General features: G+C 69.0%; 10 protein-coding genes. 7 read left to right on the plus strand and 3 right to left on the minus strand.

Annotation, left to right across the window (positions count from 1 at the left end; genetic code table 11):
• The 5 genes from ACK4SG_RS11965 to ACK4SG_RS11985 all read left to right on the plus strand — a co-directional run bounded on the left by ACK4SG_RS11965 (nt 1) and on the right by ACK4SG_RS11985 (nt 6,697).
• Nucleotides 1-1,005, plus strand: coding sequence for a class I fructose-bisphosphate aldolase (locus ACK4SG_RS11965; protein ID WP_409602035.1), 1,005 nt, complete (start codon nt 1-3; stop codon nt 1,003-1,005).
• Nucleotides 1,006-1,112: 107 nt separating this feature from the next.
• Nucleotides 1,113-1,478 carry a hypothetical protein gene (locus ACK4SG_RS11970; RefSeq protein WP_409602037.1) on the plus strand — a complete coding sequence of 122 codons (366 nt, stop codon included), beginning with the start codon at nt 1,113-1,115 and terminating at the stop codon, nt 1,476-1,478.
• 120 nt (nt 1,479-1,598) lie between these two features.
• Nucleotides 1,599-2,672, plus strand: coding sequence for an efflux RND transporter periplasmic adaptor subunit (locus ACK4SG_RS11975; protein WP_409602039.1), 1,074 nt, complete (start codon nt 1,599-1,601; stop codon nt 2,670-2,672).
• 4 nt (nt 2,673-2,676) lie between these two features.
• Nucleotides 2,677-5,811, plus strand: a complete 3,135-nt coding sequence (locus tag ACK4SG_RS11980; RefSeq protein WP_409602041.1) for an efflux RND transporter permease subunit — start codon at nt 2,677-2,679, stop codon at nt 5,809-5,811.
• A complete protein-coding gene (locus tag ACK4SG_RS11985) occupies nt 5,804-6,697 on the plus strand; it encodes a TrmH family RNA methyltransferase (protein WP_409602043.1) in 894 nt (297 codons plus the stop codon). The genes ACK4SG_RS11980 and ACK4SG_RS11985 overlap by 8 nt, the downstream gene beginning before the upstream one ends.
• Nucleotides 6,698-7,068: 371 nt before the next feature.
• Here ACK4SG_RS11985 and ACK4SG_RS11990 read toward each other — a convergent pair whose 3' ends face one another.
• Entirely contained in the window at nt 7,069-8,691 is a 1,623-nt protein-coding gene (locus tag ACK4SG_RS11990) for a sensor histidine kinase (RefSeq protein WP_409602045.1), read from the minus strand.
• Between the two features lie 131 nt (nt 8,692-8,822).
• On the opposite strand from ACK4SG_RS11990, the gene sucC reads away from it, so the two are divergent.
• Nucleotides 8,823-9,992 carry an ADP-forming succinate--CoA ligase subunit beta gene (gene sucC / locus ACK4SG_RS11995; protein ID WP_409602047.1) on the plus strand — a complete coding sequence of 390 codons (1,170 nt, stop codon included), beginning with the start codon at nt 8,823-8,825 and terminating at the stop codon, nt 9,990-9,992.
• 159 nt (nt 9,993-10,151) lie between these two features.
• Nucleotides 10,152-11,027, plus strand: coding sequence for a succinate--CoA ligase subunit alpha (gene sucD, locus ACK4SG_RS12000; RefSeq protein WP_374556775.1), 876 nt, complete (start codon nt 10,152-10,154; stop codon nt 11,025-11,027).
• Nucleotides 11,028-11,375: 348 nt separating this feature from the next.
• Here the strand turns inward: sucD and ACK4SG_RS12005 are convergent, their stop codons facing one another.
• Both ACK4SG_RS12005 and ACK4SG_RS12010 read right to left on the minus strand, forming a co-directional pair.
• A complete protein-coding gene (locus tag ACK4SG_RS12005; protein ID WP_409602050.1) occupies nt 11,376-12,389 on the minus strand; it encodes a diguanylate cyclase in 1,014 nt (337 codons plus the stop codon).
• 218 nt (nt 12,390-12,607) lie between these two features.
• Nucleotides 12,608-14,731 carry a sodium-translocating pyrophosphatase gene (locus ACK4SG_RS12010; RefSeq protein WP_409602052.1) on the minus strand — a complete coding sequence of 708 codons (2,124 nt, stop codon included), beginning with the start codon at nt 14,729-14,731 and terminating at the stop codon, nt 12,608-12,610.
• Nucleotides 14,732-14,807: the final 76 nt, after the last annotated feature.

The following is a 14,807-nucleotide window of genomic DNA, read 5'->3' on the forward strand; positions in this document are numbered from 1 at the left end:
ATGAGCATCGAACAACTTGCCGAAACCGCCCGCGCCATGGTTGCCCCGGGCAAGGGCATCATCGCCATCGACGAGTCCAACAGCACCTGCAAGAAGCGTTTTGATGCAGTGGGCATCCCGTGCACCGAGGAAACCCGCCGTGCCTACCGCGAGCTGCTGCTGACCACGCCCAACCTGAATCAGTACATCTCCGGGGCGATCCTGTTCGACGAGACCATCCGCCAGTCCACCCGTGACGGCGTGCCGTTCGCCAAGTACATGGCGGATCACGGCATGATCCCGGGCATCAAGGTGGACAAGGGCACCCATCCGCTGGCCGGCTTCCCGGGCGAGCTGGTCACCGAGGGCCTGGATGGCCTGCGCGAGCGCCTGGCCGAGTACTACAAGCTTGGCGCCCGCTTCGCCAAGTGGCGTGCGGTCATCACCATTGGCGAGGACATGCCCTCCGGCACCTGCATCGAGGCCAACGCCCACGCGTTGGCACGCTATGCGGCGCTGTGCCAGGAGCAGGGCCTGGTGCCGATGGTCGAGCCCGAGGTGCTGATGGACGGCGACCACGACATCGAGACCTGCTACGAGGTCACCGAGGTCACCCTGCGTGCGCTGTTCGACGCCCTGTACAACCAGAACGTGATGCTGGAGGGCACCATCCTGAAGGCGTCGATGGTCGTGCCGGGCAAGGATTGCCCGGAGCAGGCCAGCGTCGAGGAAGTGGCCGAGTCCACCCTGATGTGCCTGAAGTCGGCGGTGCCGGCCATCCTGCCGGGCATCGTGTTCCTGTCCGGCGGCCAGAGCGACGAGGACGCCACCGCGCACCTCGACGCGATGAACCGCATGGGTCCGAACCCGTGGCCTCTGTCGTTCTCCTACGGCCGCGCCATGCAGCAGGCGGCGCTGAAGCTGTGGGCGCAGGACATGCAGGGCAACTACGCCAAGGCCCAGCAGACCGTGTTCGAGCGCGCCAAGGCCAATGGCCTGGCGGCGCTGGGGCAGTGGGAGGGCTGAGTCCTCCGGGCATTGCACCGCCAACGGACGCCGGCCTTGTGCCGGCGTCCGTGTTTCCGGAGCTGGGACGGCAGCGTATCCTCGCCGCATCGGAACAGGGGCGGGCAATGTCGACGACGGATCTTCTGGCCGCGCAGGTGAAGCAGGCGCTGGCGCAGGGCGACAAGGCGCAGGCGCTGCGATTGCTGCGCGAAGCCGGTATGCCCGCGCTGCGGCGTGCAGTGCAGGAAGCCCAGGCCCAGGCCGCCGTGGCCCGGCACGACGGTGAAGCCCGCGTTTCCAGGGCGCTGGCGAACGTCGCGGAACAGGCCCGGCAGCAGGCGCCCCGCGTGCAGGCCGGCGTCGCGGCCTGGCAGGCGCACAAGCGCCCGCCCACCGTGGAGATGGGCGATCCGCCCGGCAGTCCGCGCCGGGTGCTGGTCGTGCTCGCGCTGCTGGCCCTGGCGGCGTGGTTGGGGCTGCATCCGCCCTGAGTGCTTCCTCGTAACGCTTGGGCGTGCCCCCTGTTGACGCGGGCCGGCCCAGCCGATGGCACAGGGAGACCCCCCTGCGTGGCGGCTAGAATCGCGAGCCCCCCCGCACCGAGTTCTCCCATGCCGTCGATCCGCCTGCGCGCCATGCCCTTGGTCTTCGTGGCCCTCTGTGGATTGTCCGCCTGCGGCAAGCAGGGCACCGCGGGCGCTGGCCCCGGCGGCAATCGCGGCAACCAGCCGGTGCCGGTCGAACTGCAGACGGTCCGCGAACAGCCTTGGGACGACACCCTGCGCGCGCTGGGCACCGTGCATGCCCGCGAGGCGGTCACCGTCACGGCGAAGGTCAGCGAGACCGTTAAGCAGGTGCATTTCGAGAGCGGCCAGGCCGTCGCAAAGGGCGCGCCGCTGGTGACCCTCAGCGGCCAGCAGCAGGACGCGCTGCTGGCCTCCGCGCAGGCGCAAGCCAGGGATGCCGAGGCGCAGCTCGCGCGGCTGCAGCAGCTGGGCGGGCAGCAGCTGGTGGCGCGCGCTGCGATCGACACCGCCCGCGCCACCCGGGATGCCGCCCGCGCGCAGGTTGCGCAGATCCGCGCCAATCTCGCCGACCGGGTGATCCGTGCGCCGTTTGCCGGCGTGCTGGGCCTCCGCCAGGTCAGCCCCGGTGCGCTGGTGACGCCGGGCACGGTCATCGCCACGCTGGACGACATCGCCCGCGTGTACGTGGATTTCCCGGTGCCGGAAACCGAGCTGGCCGGCGTGGCGCCGGGCCAGCCGCTGGAGGGCCGCGCTGGCGCCTGGCCCGGCCGGACGTTCGAGGGCCGCGTCGCCACCGTGGCGGCCCGCCTCGATGCGGGCACCCGCGCGGCCACCGTGCGCGGCGATTTCCCCAATCCGGAGCGCTTGCTGCGCCCGGGCATGCTGGTGGACGTCGCGCTGGTGCGCGCCACCCGGCAGGCGCTGGTGGTGCCCGAGCTGGCCGTGCAGCAGATCGGTACCGAGACCTTCGTCTGGCGCGTGATGGACGACGGCACCGTGGAGAAGGCCGACGTGGTGGTGGGCGGCCGGATCCCCGGCAAGGTGATGCTGCGCGAGGGCCTCCGCGCCGGCGACCGCATCGTGGTGGAAGGTACCGGCAAGCTGCAGCCGGGCGCGAAGGTGGTCGACGCCAAGGCCGCCGCGCCGGCGAGGGGCTGACGCCATGAAGCTGTCCGATCTTTCCATCAAGCGGCCGGTGCTGGCCGTGGTGATGAGCCTGCTGCTCATCGTGCTGGGCACCATGTCCTTCCTGCGCCTGACCCTGCGCGAGCTGCCGGCAATCGACCCGCCGATCGTATCGGTGCAGGTGAACTACCCCGGCGCTTCCGCCGGCGTGGTGGAAACCCGCATCACCAAGCCGCTGGAAGACGCGCTGGCCGGTATCGAAGGCATCAACACGATCGATTCCAACAGCCAGAACGGCAGCTCGCGGATCAGCATCGAGTTTTACGCCACCCGCGACATCGAGGCCGCCGCCAACGACGTGCGCAACGCGGTGAGCCGCGTCGTCGACCGCCTGCCGGAAGAGGCCGACGCGCCCGAGATCAGCAAGGTGGAGGCGGATTCCGACGCCATCATCTGGTTCAACCTGCGGTCCACCACGATGGACCAGATGCAGATGTCGGACTACGCGCAGCGCTACCTGGTGGACCGGTTCTCCAGCCTGCAGGGCGTGGCGCGCGTGTTCCTCGGCGGCAGCCAGCGCTACGCGATGCGGATCTGGCTGGACGGCGACAAGCTGGCCGCGCGCGGCCTCACCGCCAGCGACGTGGAAAATGCGCTGCGCGCGGAAAACGTGGAGCTGGGCGCCGGGCGCCTGGAGTCCACCCAGCGCGACTTCATCCTGCGCGTGGCGCGCGACTACACCAGCCCCGAACAGTTCGCGCAGATGCCGCTGGGCAAGGGGCGCGATGGTTACGTGGTGCGCCTTGGCGACGTGGCCCGGGTGGCGCTGGAGTCCACCGAGCGCCGTGCGTACTACCACAGCAATGGCGAGCCGGCGATGGGCATCGGCATCGTCAAGACCTCGACCGCCAACAGCCTCGAGGTCGCGGACGCGGCCAAGGCCGAGGCCGACCGCATCCGTCCAACCCTGCCGAAGGGCACCGACATCTACGTGGCCTACGACAGCACCACCTTCATCTCGGCCGCGGTGGAGCGCGTCTACGAGACGCTGCTGGAAGCCATCGTGCTGGTGCTGGTGGTGATCTGGCTGTTCCTGGGCAGCGTGCGTGCGGCGCTGATCCCGGCGGTGACGGTACCGGTCTGCGTGGTGGCGTCCTTCATCGCGCTGTACGCCTTCGGGTTCTCGATCAACCTGCTGACCCTGCTGGCGCTGGTGCTGTGCATCGGCCTGGTGGTGGACGACGCCATCGTGGTGGTGGAGAACATCCAGCGCCGCGTGGACCTGGGCGAACCGGCGCTGGTTGCCGCCAAGCGGGGCACCGCACAGGTGGCGTTCGCGGTATTGGCCACCACCGCCGTGCTGGTGGCGGTGTTCCTGCCGGTGGGCTTCCTGCAGGGCAACACCGGTCGGCTGTTCCGCGAGCTGTCGGTGGCGCTGGCCGCGGCGGTGGCCATTTCGGCGTTCGTCGCGCTGACGCTGACGCCGATGATGGCCAGCAAGCTGCTGCGCCCGCATACCGGGCCACACGCGGTGCACGGCAATCGCGTCAGCGAGTGGATCAACGCGCGTTTCCAGCGCCTGGCCGCAGGCTACCGCGGGGTGCTGGATCGCCACGTCCACCGCATCGGGTTGTTCGCGGGCCTGATGGCGGCGGCGGTGGTGGCGCTGGTGCTGCTGTTCAAGCTGCTGCCCAGCGAGCTGGCGCCCACCGAGGATCGCGGCGCGTTCCAGCTGTCGATGGAGGCCCCGGAAGGCGCCGGCTTCGACTACACGGTCGGCCAGATGAAGCAGGTCGAGGCGATCCTGGCCAACGAGACCGGCCCGGACAAGCCCATCCTGCGGGCCAATCCGCGCGTGCCGGGCAGCTATGGCGCCAGCGAGGAAATGCACACCGGCCGCGCGATGATCTTCCTGCAGCCGTGGGACCGGCGCGACAAGAGCACCGTGGAGCTGGCGGGCGAGCTGGAGAAGAAATTCGCCGGCCTGACCGGCGTGCGCGTGCGCACGCAGGCCGGTGGTGGCCTGGTGCGCACCCGCGGCCAGCCGTTCCAGCTGGTGCTGGGCGGGCCGGACTACAAGGAGCTTGCGCAGTGGCGCGACATCATGCTGGCGAAGATGGCGGACAACCCCGGCTTCCTCGGCCCGGATTCCGACTACAAGGAAACCCGCCCGCAGATGCGCGTGGTGGTGGATCGCGCCCGCGCATCCGACCTCGGCGTGTCGGCCACCGAGATCGGCAAGGCGCTGGAAACCATGATGGGCGGCCGGCGCGTGACCACCTTCGTGGACAACGGCGAGGAGTACGACGTCAAGCTGCAGGCCGACCGCAAGGGGCGTGATTCGGTGGCGGCACTGGAGGCGCTGCAGGTGCGTGGCCGCGACGGGGCGCTGGTGCCACTGTCCAACCTGGTCACGCTGAAAGAGATCGCCGAGCCGGGCACGCTGAACCGCTTCAACCGCCTGCGCTCGATCACCCTCAGCGCCCGCCTGGCGCCCGGCTATCCGCTGGGCGATGCGGTGGCGTGGGCGCAGCAGACCGCGCGCGCATCGCTGCCGGATTACGCGCAGATCAGCTGGAAGGGCGAGTCGCGCGAGCTGCAGCAGTCCGGTGGCGAAGTGCTGGTGACCTTCGCGCTGGCGCTGCTGATCGTGTACCTCGCGCTGGCCGCGCAGTTCGAGAGCTTCCTGCATCCGCTGGTGATCATGCTCACCGTCCCGCTGGGCGTGCTGGGCGCGTTGCTGGGGCTGTGGATCACCGGCGGTACCGTCAATCTGTTCTCGCAGATCGGCATCGTGATGCTGGTAGGGCTGGCGGCGAAGAACGGCATCCTGATCGTGGAGTTCGCCAACCAGCTGCGCGATGAGGGCCGCAGCATCCACGCTGCCATCGTCGAAGCGGCGGGTGTGCGCCTGCGGCCGATCCTGATGACATCCATCGCCACGGTGATGGGCGCAGTGCCGCTGGTGGTGTTCGGTGGCCCGGGTTCGGCCAGCCGTGCGACCATCGGCATCGTGGTCATCTTCGGCGTCGCCTTCTCCACCCTGCTGTCGCTGTTCGTCGTCCCGGCGTTCTATGCCGTGCTGGCGAAGTACACGCGTTCGCCGGAGGAGCTGGCCCACACACTGGAGACACTCGAAGCGGAGACCCCGCGGGTGGGCGGCCATGCGTGATCGCGACGGAAATTCCCCCTGGACGCCGCGTGGCCCGCGCCCGCCACGCCAGGGCACGCCACCCCGGCGCGCCCCGCGTCGCAATGAGGCCCGTCCTGTCGCGGAGCCCTCCGGCCTGCCGGCGGACGACACGCCGGCGCATCCGGCGCGCGAGCGCCGCGACGCCGAGCTGCGCCTTTACGGCCTGAACGCCGTGCGCGCGATGTTCCAGCGCCGCCCGCAGGCGCTGCGCAAGCTCTACCTGCTGGAGTCGCGCATTCCGCAACTGCAACCGATGTTGAAGTGGTGCGTGGCGAACCGGGTCGGCTATCGCGTGGTCGAGGACGGCGACTTGCAAAAGCTCGCCGCGAGCGCGCACCACGAAGGCGTGGTCGCCGAGGTGCTGCGCGAGGAGCCGCTGCCGCTGTCGACCTGGCTGCGCGACCTGCCGGCCGGGCCGCAGTGCGCGCTGTGGCTGGACGGCGTGGGCAATCCGCACAACCTGGGCGCGATTCTGCGCAGCGCGGCGCATTTCGGCATCGCCGCCATCCTGCTGCCCAAGCATTCCACGCTGGCGCTGTCCGGCGCGGCGGCGCGGGTGGCCGAGGGTGGCGCGGAAGCGGTACCGCTGGTGCGGCTGGGCCGCGAGGACAACAGCCTTGCCCAGCTGCGCGGCGCCGGCTTCCAGCTTGCCGCCACCGTGGTGCGCGGCGGCGCCGATCTGTTCGCCACCCCGTTGCCGCAGCGATTGATCTACGTGCTGGGCGCGGAAGGCGAGGGCATGTCGCCGGCGCTGGCGGCGGCCTGCGACCTGCGCCTGTCGATCCCCGGCACCGGCGCGGTGGAGAGCCTCAACGTGGCTGCGGCCACCGCAGTGCTGCTGGCAGCCTGGGCCCAGCGGAAGTGAGGATACCTGCTATCCCGCATGGGCGCCCGCTCCGGTGATGCGATGACGGTGCCGCTCGCCTGCGTGGAAGGCACGAGCACGGCCTTGCCGGGTATGTCGGCCCGCGTCGCGTCCCGGCATGTCCTGCCCCGGTGCCGGGAACGCAGTCGCTTGCACGGATGTTGCGCGGGCAGGCCATTCCCGGCTGATGCGGCCTCTGATTCGACGGAGGCTCGCCAGAAAGGCCCTGAACAACGTCATCCCGGCATTGTCAGTCCTCGCCCAGCCCGGCGCCTGTCCGGGCTGGGCTCACACGCATCCATCGCCTGCGCCATCGATGCGGGATCGGCCATCCGTGGCCGATGGGAATCTCCGGATTGTTCGGGGATTGCCTAGCCCGTGGTGATGGCGCGGGCACCGGCCAGGCGAATGCGGAAGCACGCCCCGCCGGCAGGCACGGGTACGTAAGACAGTGTGGCCTGGTTGGCCAGGCACATCTCGCGGGCGATGTAGAGCCCCAGCCCGGTGCCATGGCCGGACGTGGTGAAGAACGGCCGGAACAGCTGGCTGGCCACGCCTTCGGGAATGCCGGGACCATGGTCCTGAACGTCCAGCACGGGCGCGTCGCGCTCATCACGGTGCACATGCAGGCCGACGCGGGCGGGCTGGCCGGGCATGCGGCCATAGACCAGCGCGTTGTGCACCAGCACGGTGACGATCTGCTGCAGCTGGCGGCGGTCCACCAGGCAGGGAACGGGGCGGCCGTCCGTGTGCGCGTCCAGCTGGTCCTGCTCCAGCGGATGGCTGTTGCGGTAGTCGGCCACGAACTGGCGCGCGAACTCGGCCAGGTCCACGTGCTCCGGCTGGGCACGTTCGCGCCGGGCCAGCCCCAGTACGTTTTCCACGATGCCGTTCATGCGCCGGGTCTGCTGGTAGATGATCTCCAGCAGGCGGCGGTCGGCTTCGGGAATCTCGCGGGATTCCTCCAGCAGCTGGGTGGCGTAGCTGATGGCCGCCAGCGGATTGCGGATTTCGTGGGCCAGGCTGGCCGAAAACCGGCCCAGCGTGGCCAAGGTCAGGCTTTCCGCGCGGCGCGAGGCCAGCTCGGCATCGTCCAGGAACACCAGCACCTGGTCGTCTTCGGCCAGCAGACGGGCGAAACGCGGCAGCACCTCGGGCAGGTCCGGTGCCAGCTGGAGCGGGGTGGGGTCGTTGTGGCCGTCGCTCTCCCAGCGGCGCAGGCGGGCGTCCAGCGCGGGCGCGGCGGTGGCCAGCAGGCGCCGGCCTTCGCCGGCATCCCCAAGCTGCAGCATGGCCGCCTCGTTGGCCAGGCGGATCTCGCCCTCGCCGTCCACCAGCAGCACGCCGGTGCGCATGCGGCGGATGATCAGCTCGTTGACTTCGGCCAGGTTGGCGACCTGGCTGCCGCGTTGTTCGGCCAGGGCCTGGCTGGCACGCAGCTGCCGGCCCAGCAGGCTGGTCAGCGTGGCCAGGGCCAGATAGCTGATGGCGAACATCACCACCTCGACCGCCGGGCGGGCGTCGGGCTCGCCTGCCAGCAACGTCCATGCGTATTGCGCCAGCAGGGCCAGGCTGGCCGCCGCCGCCACCGCCAATCCGCCGCGCAGGGGCAGCAGCAGGGCCGCCGCGCCCACGTTGAACAGCAGCATCATGGCGATGCCGGAGCTCACACCCGGCAGGGCGTGCATCGCCAGCGCGGTGACCAGGATGTCGCCGGCCACGCCCGCCGCCACCTGGCTTTCCACGGCGCCCCGGCGCCCCGTGACGAACAGGACCAGTGCGCCCAACCCATACGCCAGCGCCGCGGCGGCGGCCAGCAGCGGGTGGCGTGGCTGGCCGAACAGCTCCCCGACCGGGCCGAACACCGTGAAGCAGAGCAGCGCCGCCTCGAACACCCGGTACAGGGTGAAGAAATAGAGTTCGCGCCGGAGTGCGGCGTGCGGGTCGGCGGGGACGTGGGCGGGGACGTCGGCGGTCTGGGGGGACGGGGCCATGGGGGACGAGTATGCGGGAAGTCGGCCGGGCCCAAAGCATGCCGCGCCGCAACACGCTAAAATGCCGGGCCGCCCGCGCCGGACCGACCCTTCCGGTGGCGCGGAGCGTCCGTCCTCTCCCCGGGTGATCCATGAATTTCCACGAATATCAGGCGAAGCAGTTGTTTGCCGATTACGGCATTGCGGTTCCGGCCGGGCGCGTTGCGTCCAGCGCCGACGAAGCGGTCGAAGCGGCCAAATCCCTGGGCAGCGGCCCCTGGATGGTCAAGGCCCAGATCCATGCGGGCGGCCGCGGCAAGGCCGGCGGTGTGAAGTTCTGCAAGACCACCGACGATGTGCAGGCTGCGGCCGGCAAGATGCTTGGCACCAGGATGGCCACCTACCAGTCCGCGGGCGTCGCCCTGCCGGTCAACCAGGTGCTGGTGACCACCGCTGGCGAGATCGTCAAGGAGCTGTACCTGTCGCTGCTGGTCGATCGCGACCGCAAGGCGATCACCTACATCGTCTCCAGCGAGGGCGGCGTCGACATCGAAGAAGTCGCCGCCAACACCCCCGAGAAGATCCACACCCTGGTGGTTGACTACGTCGAGGGCGTGCAGCCCTACCAGGGCCGCGAGATCGGCTTCAAGATGGGCCTGACCGCCAAGCAGTCCAACCAGCTGGCCGGCATCATGGGCGGCCTGTACAAGCTGTTCAACGAGAAGGACCTGTCGCTGGTCGAGCTGAACCCGCTGGCGATCCTGGATGACGGCAACCTGTACGCGCTGGACGGCAAGGTCAACTCCGACGACAACGCCACCTTCCGCCACAAGGATCTCGCCGCCATGCGTGACGTCACGCAGGAGGACGAGACCGAGGTGAAGGCCAGCGAGCATGACCTGAACTACGTGACCATGGACGGCAACATCGGCTGCATGGTCAATGGCGCCGGCCTGGCGATGGCCACCATGGACGTGATCGCCCTCAATGGCGGCGCGCCGGCCAACTTCCTCGACGTCGGCGGCGGTGCCACCAAGGAGCGCGTGACCGAGGCGTTCAAGCTGATCCTGTCCAGTGACAAGGTGAAGGCGATCTTCGTCAACATCTTCGGCGGTATCGTCCGCTGCGACATGATCGCCGAGGGCATCATCGCCGCGGTGAAGGAAGTGGACGTCAAGGTTCCGGTCGTGGTGCGCCTGGAAGGCACCAACGTCGAGGCGGGCAAGAAGCTGCTGGCCGAGTCCGGCCTGGCCATCATCCCGGCCGACGACATCAACGATGGTGCCCGCAAGGCTGTCGCTGCGGCGGCCAAGGCGGCCTGACGAAGAGCGGTTTTACAGCCCCCTTCAGTCTGGGGGGCGACCGCGACGCAAAGCGGCGCGGTGGGGGTTGTGGAGGCACGCAGTGGCGGACAAGGCGCTCCAGCCTGGTCCGAGGCGTCCGAAACGGCCGATATCCGAACAGCGAAGGAACTTCCAGCAATGTCCGTTCTCATCAACAAGAACACCAAGGTGATCGTGCAGGGCTTCACCGGCCAGCAGGGCACCTTCCATGCCACCCAGATGGTGGAATACGGCACCCAGGTCGTCGGCGGCGTCACGCCGGGCAAGGGCGGTACCACCCACATCGAGCTGCCGGTGTTCAACACCGTGCGCGAGGCCGTCGACGCCACCGGCGCCGATGCGTCCGTCATCTACGTCCCGCCGCCGTTCGCGGCCGACGCGATCCTGGAAGCGGCCGCGGCCGGCATCAAGGTCATCGTGTGCATCACCGAGGGCATCCCGGTGCTGGACATGCTGCGCGTCAAGAACGTGCTGAAGCAGCACCCGGACGTGGTGCTGGTGGGTCCGAACTGCCCCGGCATCATCACCCCGGGCGAGTGCAAGATCGGCATCATGCCGGGCCACATCCACATGCCGGGCAAGATCGGCATCGTGTCGCGCTCGGGCACGCTGACCTATGAAGCCGTGAAGCAGACCACCGCGGCAGGCCTGGGCCAGTCCACCGTCATCGGCATCGGCGGCGACCCGATCAACGGCCTGAACTTCGTCGACTGCCTGAAGCTGTTCAACGAGGATCCGCAGACCGAAGGCATCATCATGGTCGGCGAGATCGGCGGCGCGGCGGAAGAAGCCGGCGCCGAGTACATCAAGCAGCACGTGAAGAAGCCGGTCGTCGGCTTCATCGCCGGTGCGTCCGCCCCGAAGGGCAAGCGCATGGGCCACGCCGGCGCGATCGCCTCGGGCGGCTCGGGCACGGCCGAAGGCAAGTTCGCAGCGATGGAGGCCGCGGGCGTCACCACGGTGAAGTCGCCGGGCGATCTGGGTGCGGCCATCGCGGCGCGTCTTGCCAAGTAAGTCGCGCCTCGCGCGCAACGCAAAGGCCGCCTCCGGGCGGCCTTTGTCGTTTCCGGCGGCGGCAACCTGTCGCGGCGGCGTGCAAAAAACGGCGGCCAGAAGGCCGCCGTTTACGTGTCGCGTGGCGCGGGCTTACTCGGATGCCTTGGCGTCGTCCGCGTCGGGCGTCGCTTCGTCATCTGCCGCCGGTGCTGCCACGGTGTCAGCGGGTGCGGACATCGGTGCCGCCATCGCGGCGGCATCGGTGGCAGTGGTCTTTATCGGCCTGGTGCGGCGGTTACCGGCAGTAGCGGCACGATCAGCAGCGCCACGTTGCTGATGATCTTGATCCGTGGGCTCACGGCCGGATCAGGCCGATGTGTCGGGGGGTTGCGCCAGTTCCAGCCGATCACGACCGGCTTGCTTGGCGCGGTACAGCGCGGCGTCGGCGCGGGCAAGCCAGGCCTCGCGCGATTCGCCGGGTGCCAGCAGGGCGGCACCCGCCGAGACCGTCACCGGTGCGTCCTGTACGCGCAACTCGGCGTGGACGTATGCGCGCAGACTGGCAAAGACGGTGGCAACGCCAGCGGCGTCGGTGTCCTCCAGCAGCAACACGAACTCCTCGCCGCCATAGCGGAACAGCCGGTCGCAGGCGCGGGTGCGCGACTGGATCAGGGCCACGAAGCGGCGTAGCACCTGATCGCCCATGTCGTGGCCATACCGGTCATTGATCTGTTTGAAATGATCGAGATCCAGCAACAGCAGGGCCAGCGAGCGCGGGCGGCGCTGGTTGGCGGCGATGGCAGCCGCCAGTTCCTGCTCCATCGCGCGCCGGTTCCGGGCGCCGGTCAGCGGGTCCTGGCTTGCCAGGGTTTCCAGCATTGCGTGCTGGATCGCGGTTCGGTGTGCGAACAGGTAGGCAAACAGCGCCACGAGTAACTGGGTTGTGATGACGCTGGCGCGTTGCACCGGAGACTCGAAAGCGCCGGGCGCCATCTGGGCCAGGACGATGCCGAGAAAGGCCAGCAGCACTGCGGTCCTGCGATTGGCCAGAAAGAAGTTGGCCAGCAGCGCCACATACAGCCAGTACAGCCCGGTCTTGCCCAGCAGCAACGCGACCAATAGGCTGCCGAGCAGGTTGCAAAACGAAATCACCAGGCCGGCATGCTCAAGCTTGCCGGTGATCCAGGCATACAGCGCAGCACCGGTGATGGCGCATGCCACCCCCAGATCGACGCTGCCGGCCAGCGCATTGCCCTGGGCGAATCGCAGCAGGCTGAACGGCAGGATGGCCAGCACGCCGATCGCGCCAAACACCGTGATGATGCCCAGCTGGAAGTCGTTGCGCAGACGGAAGCGGATGCGGGAGAGCAGGGGTGTCATGGCGTGTGTTGCGGGGTGGTGATCGGCCTGATCTTGCGAGCGCCGCGGATATACCCAATCTGCATGTTGATGACCTCCCCTGGTCAGCTTGCGGGAAAACGCACCAACGCATGTGTGTTTCGCATAACGAGTCCGGCGTTGTGCCGGACTCGCGATGGGCGGCAGCCAGAACAGACGCGTCCAGACCGCCGCCACCGAGTGGCAGTGCGCAACAGCCTTCAGTCCGCGTTCGCGGGTGCAGCCGTGCCGGCATCCGCCGCCGCGTGAACTGCGGGCGGAGTGGATGCGGTGGTGCTGGTCGAGCTGACCGGCAGCAGCGGCACGATCAGCAGCGCCACGATGTTGATGATCTTGATCAGAGGATTCACGGCAGGCCCTGCGGTGTCCTTGTAGGGGTCGCCGACGGTATCGCCGGTCACCGCGGCCTTGTGGGCATCGGAGCCCTTGCCGCCGAAGTGGCCGTCCTCGATGTACTTCTTGGCGTTGTCCCATGCACCGCCGCCGGTGGTCATCGAGATGGCCACGAAGATGCCGGTGACAATGGTGCCGATCAGCAGCCCGCCCAGCGCCTGCGGGCCCAGCGCCAGGCCAACCACCACCGGCACCGCGACCGGCAGCAGCGAGGGCACGATCATTTCCTTGATCGCCGACTTGGTCAGCATGTCCACCGCTTTGTCGTACTGCGGCTTGCCGCTGCCGTCCATGATGCCCTTGATCTCGCGGAACTGGCGGCGCACTTCCTCCACCACGCTGCCCGCCGCGCGGCCTACGGCTTCCATCGCCATCGCGCCGAACAGGTACGGGATCAGGCCGCCGATCAGCAGGCCGATGATGACCATGTGGTTGGACAGGTCGAAGGTGAAGTTGATGCCCGGATGCGCGGCCTGCAGGTTGTGCGTGTAGTCCGCGAACAGGACGAGCGCCGCCAGCGCGGCCGAGCCGATGGCGTAGCCCTTGGTGACCGCCTTGGTGGTGTTGCCCACGGCGTCCAGCGGGTCGGTGACGTTGCGCACCTCCGGCGGCAGCTCCGCCATCTCGGCGATGCCGCCGGCGTTGTCGGTGATCGGGCCGTAGGCGTCCAGCGCCACGATCATGCCGGCCATCGACAGCATCGACGTGGCGGCGATCGCGATGCCGTACAGGCCGCCCAGCTTGTAGGCGCCGAGGATCGAGGCACATACCGCCAGCACCGGCAGCGCGGTGGACTTCATCGATACGCCAAGGCCGGCGATGATGTTGGTGCCGTGGCCGGTGGTGGACGCCTGCGCGACGTGCTTCACCGGCGCGTACTGGGTGCCGGTGTAGTACTCGGTGATCCAGACGATGGCGCCGGTCAGCACCAGGCCGATCAGCGCGCAGCCGTACAGGTTCATCGCGCCGAAGCTGGAGTCGGCCATCAGCTGGGTGGTGATCGGGTAGAAGGCGATGGCAGCGAGCACCGCCGACACGATCACCCCGCGGTACAGCGCGCCCATGATGTTGGGGTTGCTGCCGGACACCTTCACGAAGAAGGCGCCGATGATCGAGGCGAGGATCGACGCGCCGCCCAGCACCAGCGGATACAGCACCGCGTGCTGGCCGACGGTGGCGACCATCAGTCCGCCCAGCAGCATGGTGGCGATCACGGTCACCGCGTAGGTTTCGAACAGGTCGGCCGCCATGCCGGCGCAGTCGCCCACGTTATCGCCCACGTTGTCGGCGATCACCGCCGGGTTACGCGGGTCGTCCTCGGGGATGCCGGCTTCCACCTTGCCCACAAGATCAGCGCCGACGTCGGCGCCCTTGGTGAAGATGCCGCCGCCCAAGCGCGCGAAGATCGAGATCAGCGAGCTGCCGAACGCCAGGCCCACCAGCGCGTGCAGCGCCTCGGCCTGGGTCGCGCCCATGTGGTGAGTCAACACGGTGTAGTAGCCGGCCACGCCCAGCAGGCCCAGCCCCACCACCAGCATGCCGGTGATCGCGCCGCCCTTGAAGGCGACGTTCATCGCCGGGCCCATGCCCTGGCGTGCCGCCTCGGCGGTGCGCACGTTGGCCCGCACCGACACGTTCATGCCGATGTAGCCGGCGGCACCGGACAGCACCGCGCCGATCGCGAAGCCGATCGCGGTATGCCAGCTCAGGAAGTATCCGATCAGCACCAGCAGCACCACGCCGGCGACGGCGATGGTGGTGTACTGGCGATTGAGGTACGCACGCGCGCCTTCCTGGATCGCCCCCGCGATCTCCTGCATGCGTTCATTGCCCGCCGGCTGGCGGTTGATCCATGCGGCCGCCCACAGGCCGTAAGCGATTGCGACGACGGCGCAGCCCAGCGCCAACTCCAGACCATATTGCTCCAGCATGAAACCCCTCCCCGGAGTGTTCGAATGGAAGACATCAGGTTGTCGTGCCCACCCCTGGGCGGGCGACCGTCTGACT

The sequence above is a fragment of the Thermomonas sp. genome (assembly GCF_046293095.1).
Taxonomy (GTDB): domain Bacteria; phylum Pseudomonadota; class Gammaproteobacteria; order Xanthomonadales; family Xanthomonadaceae; genus Thermomonas.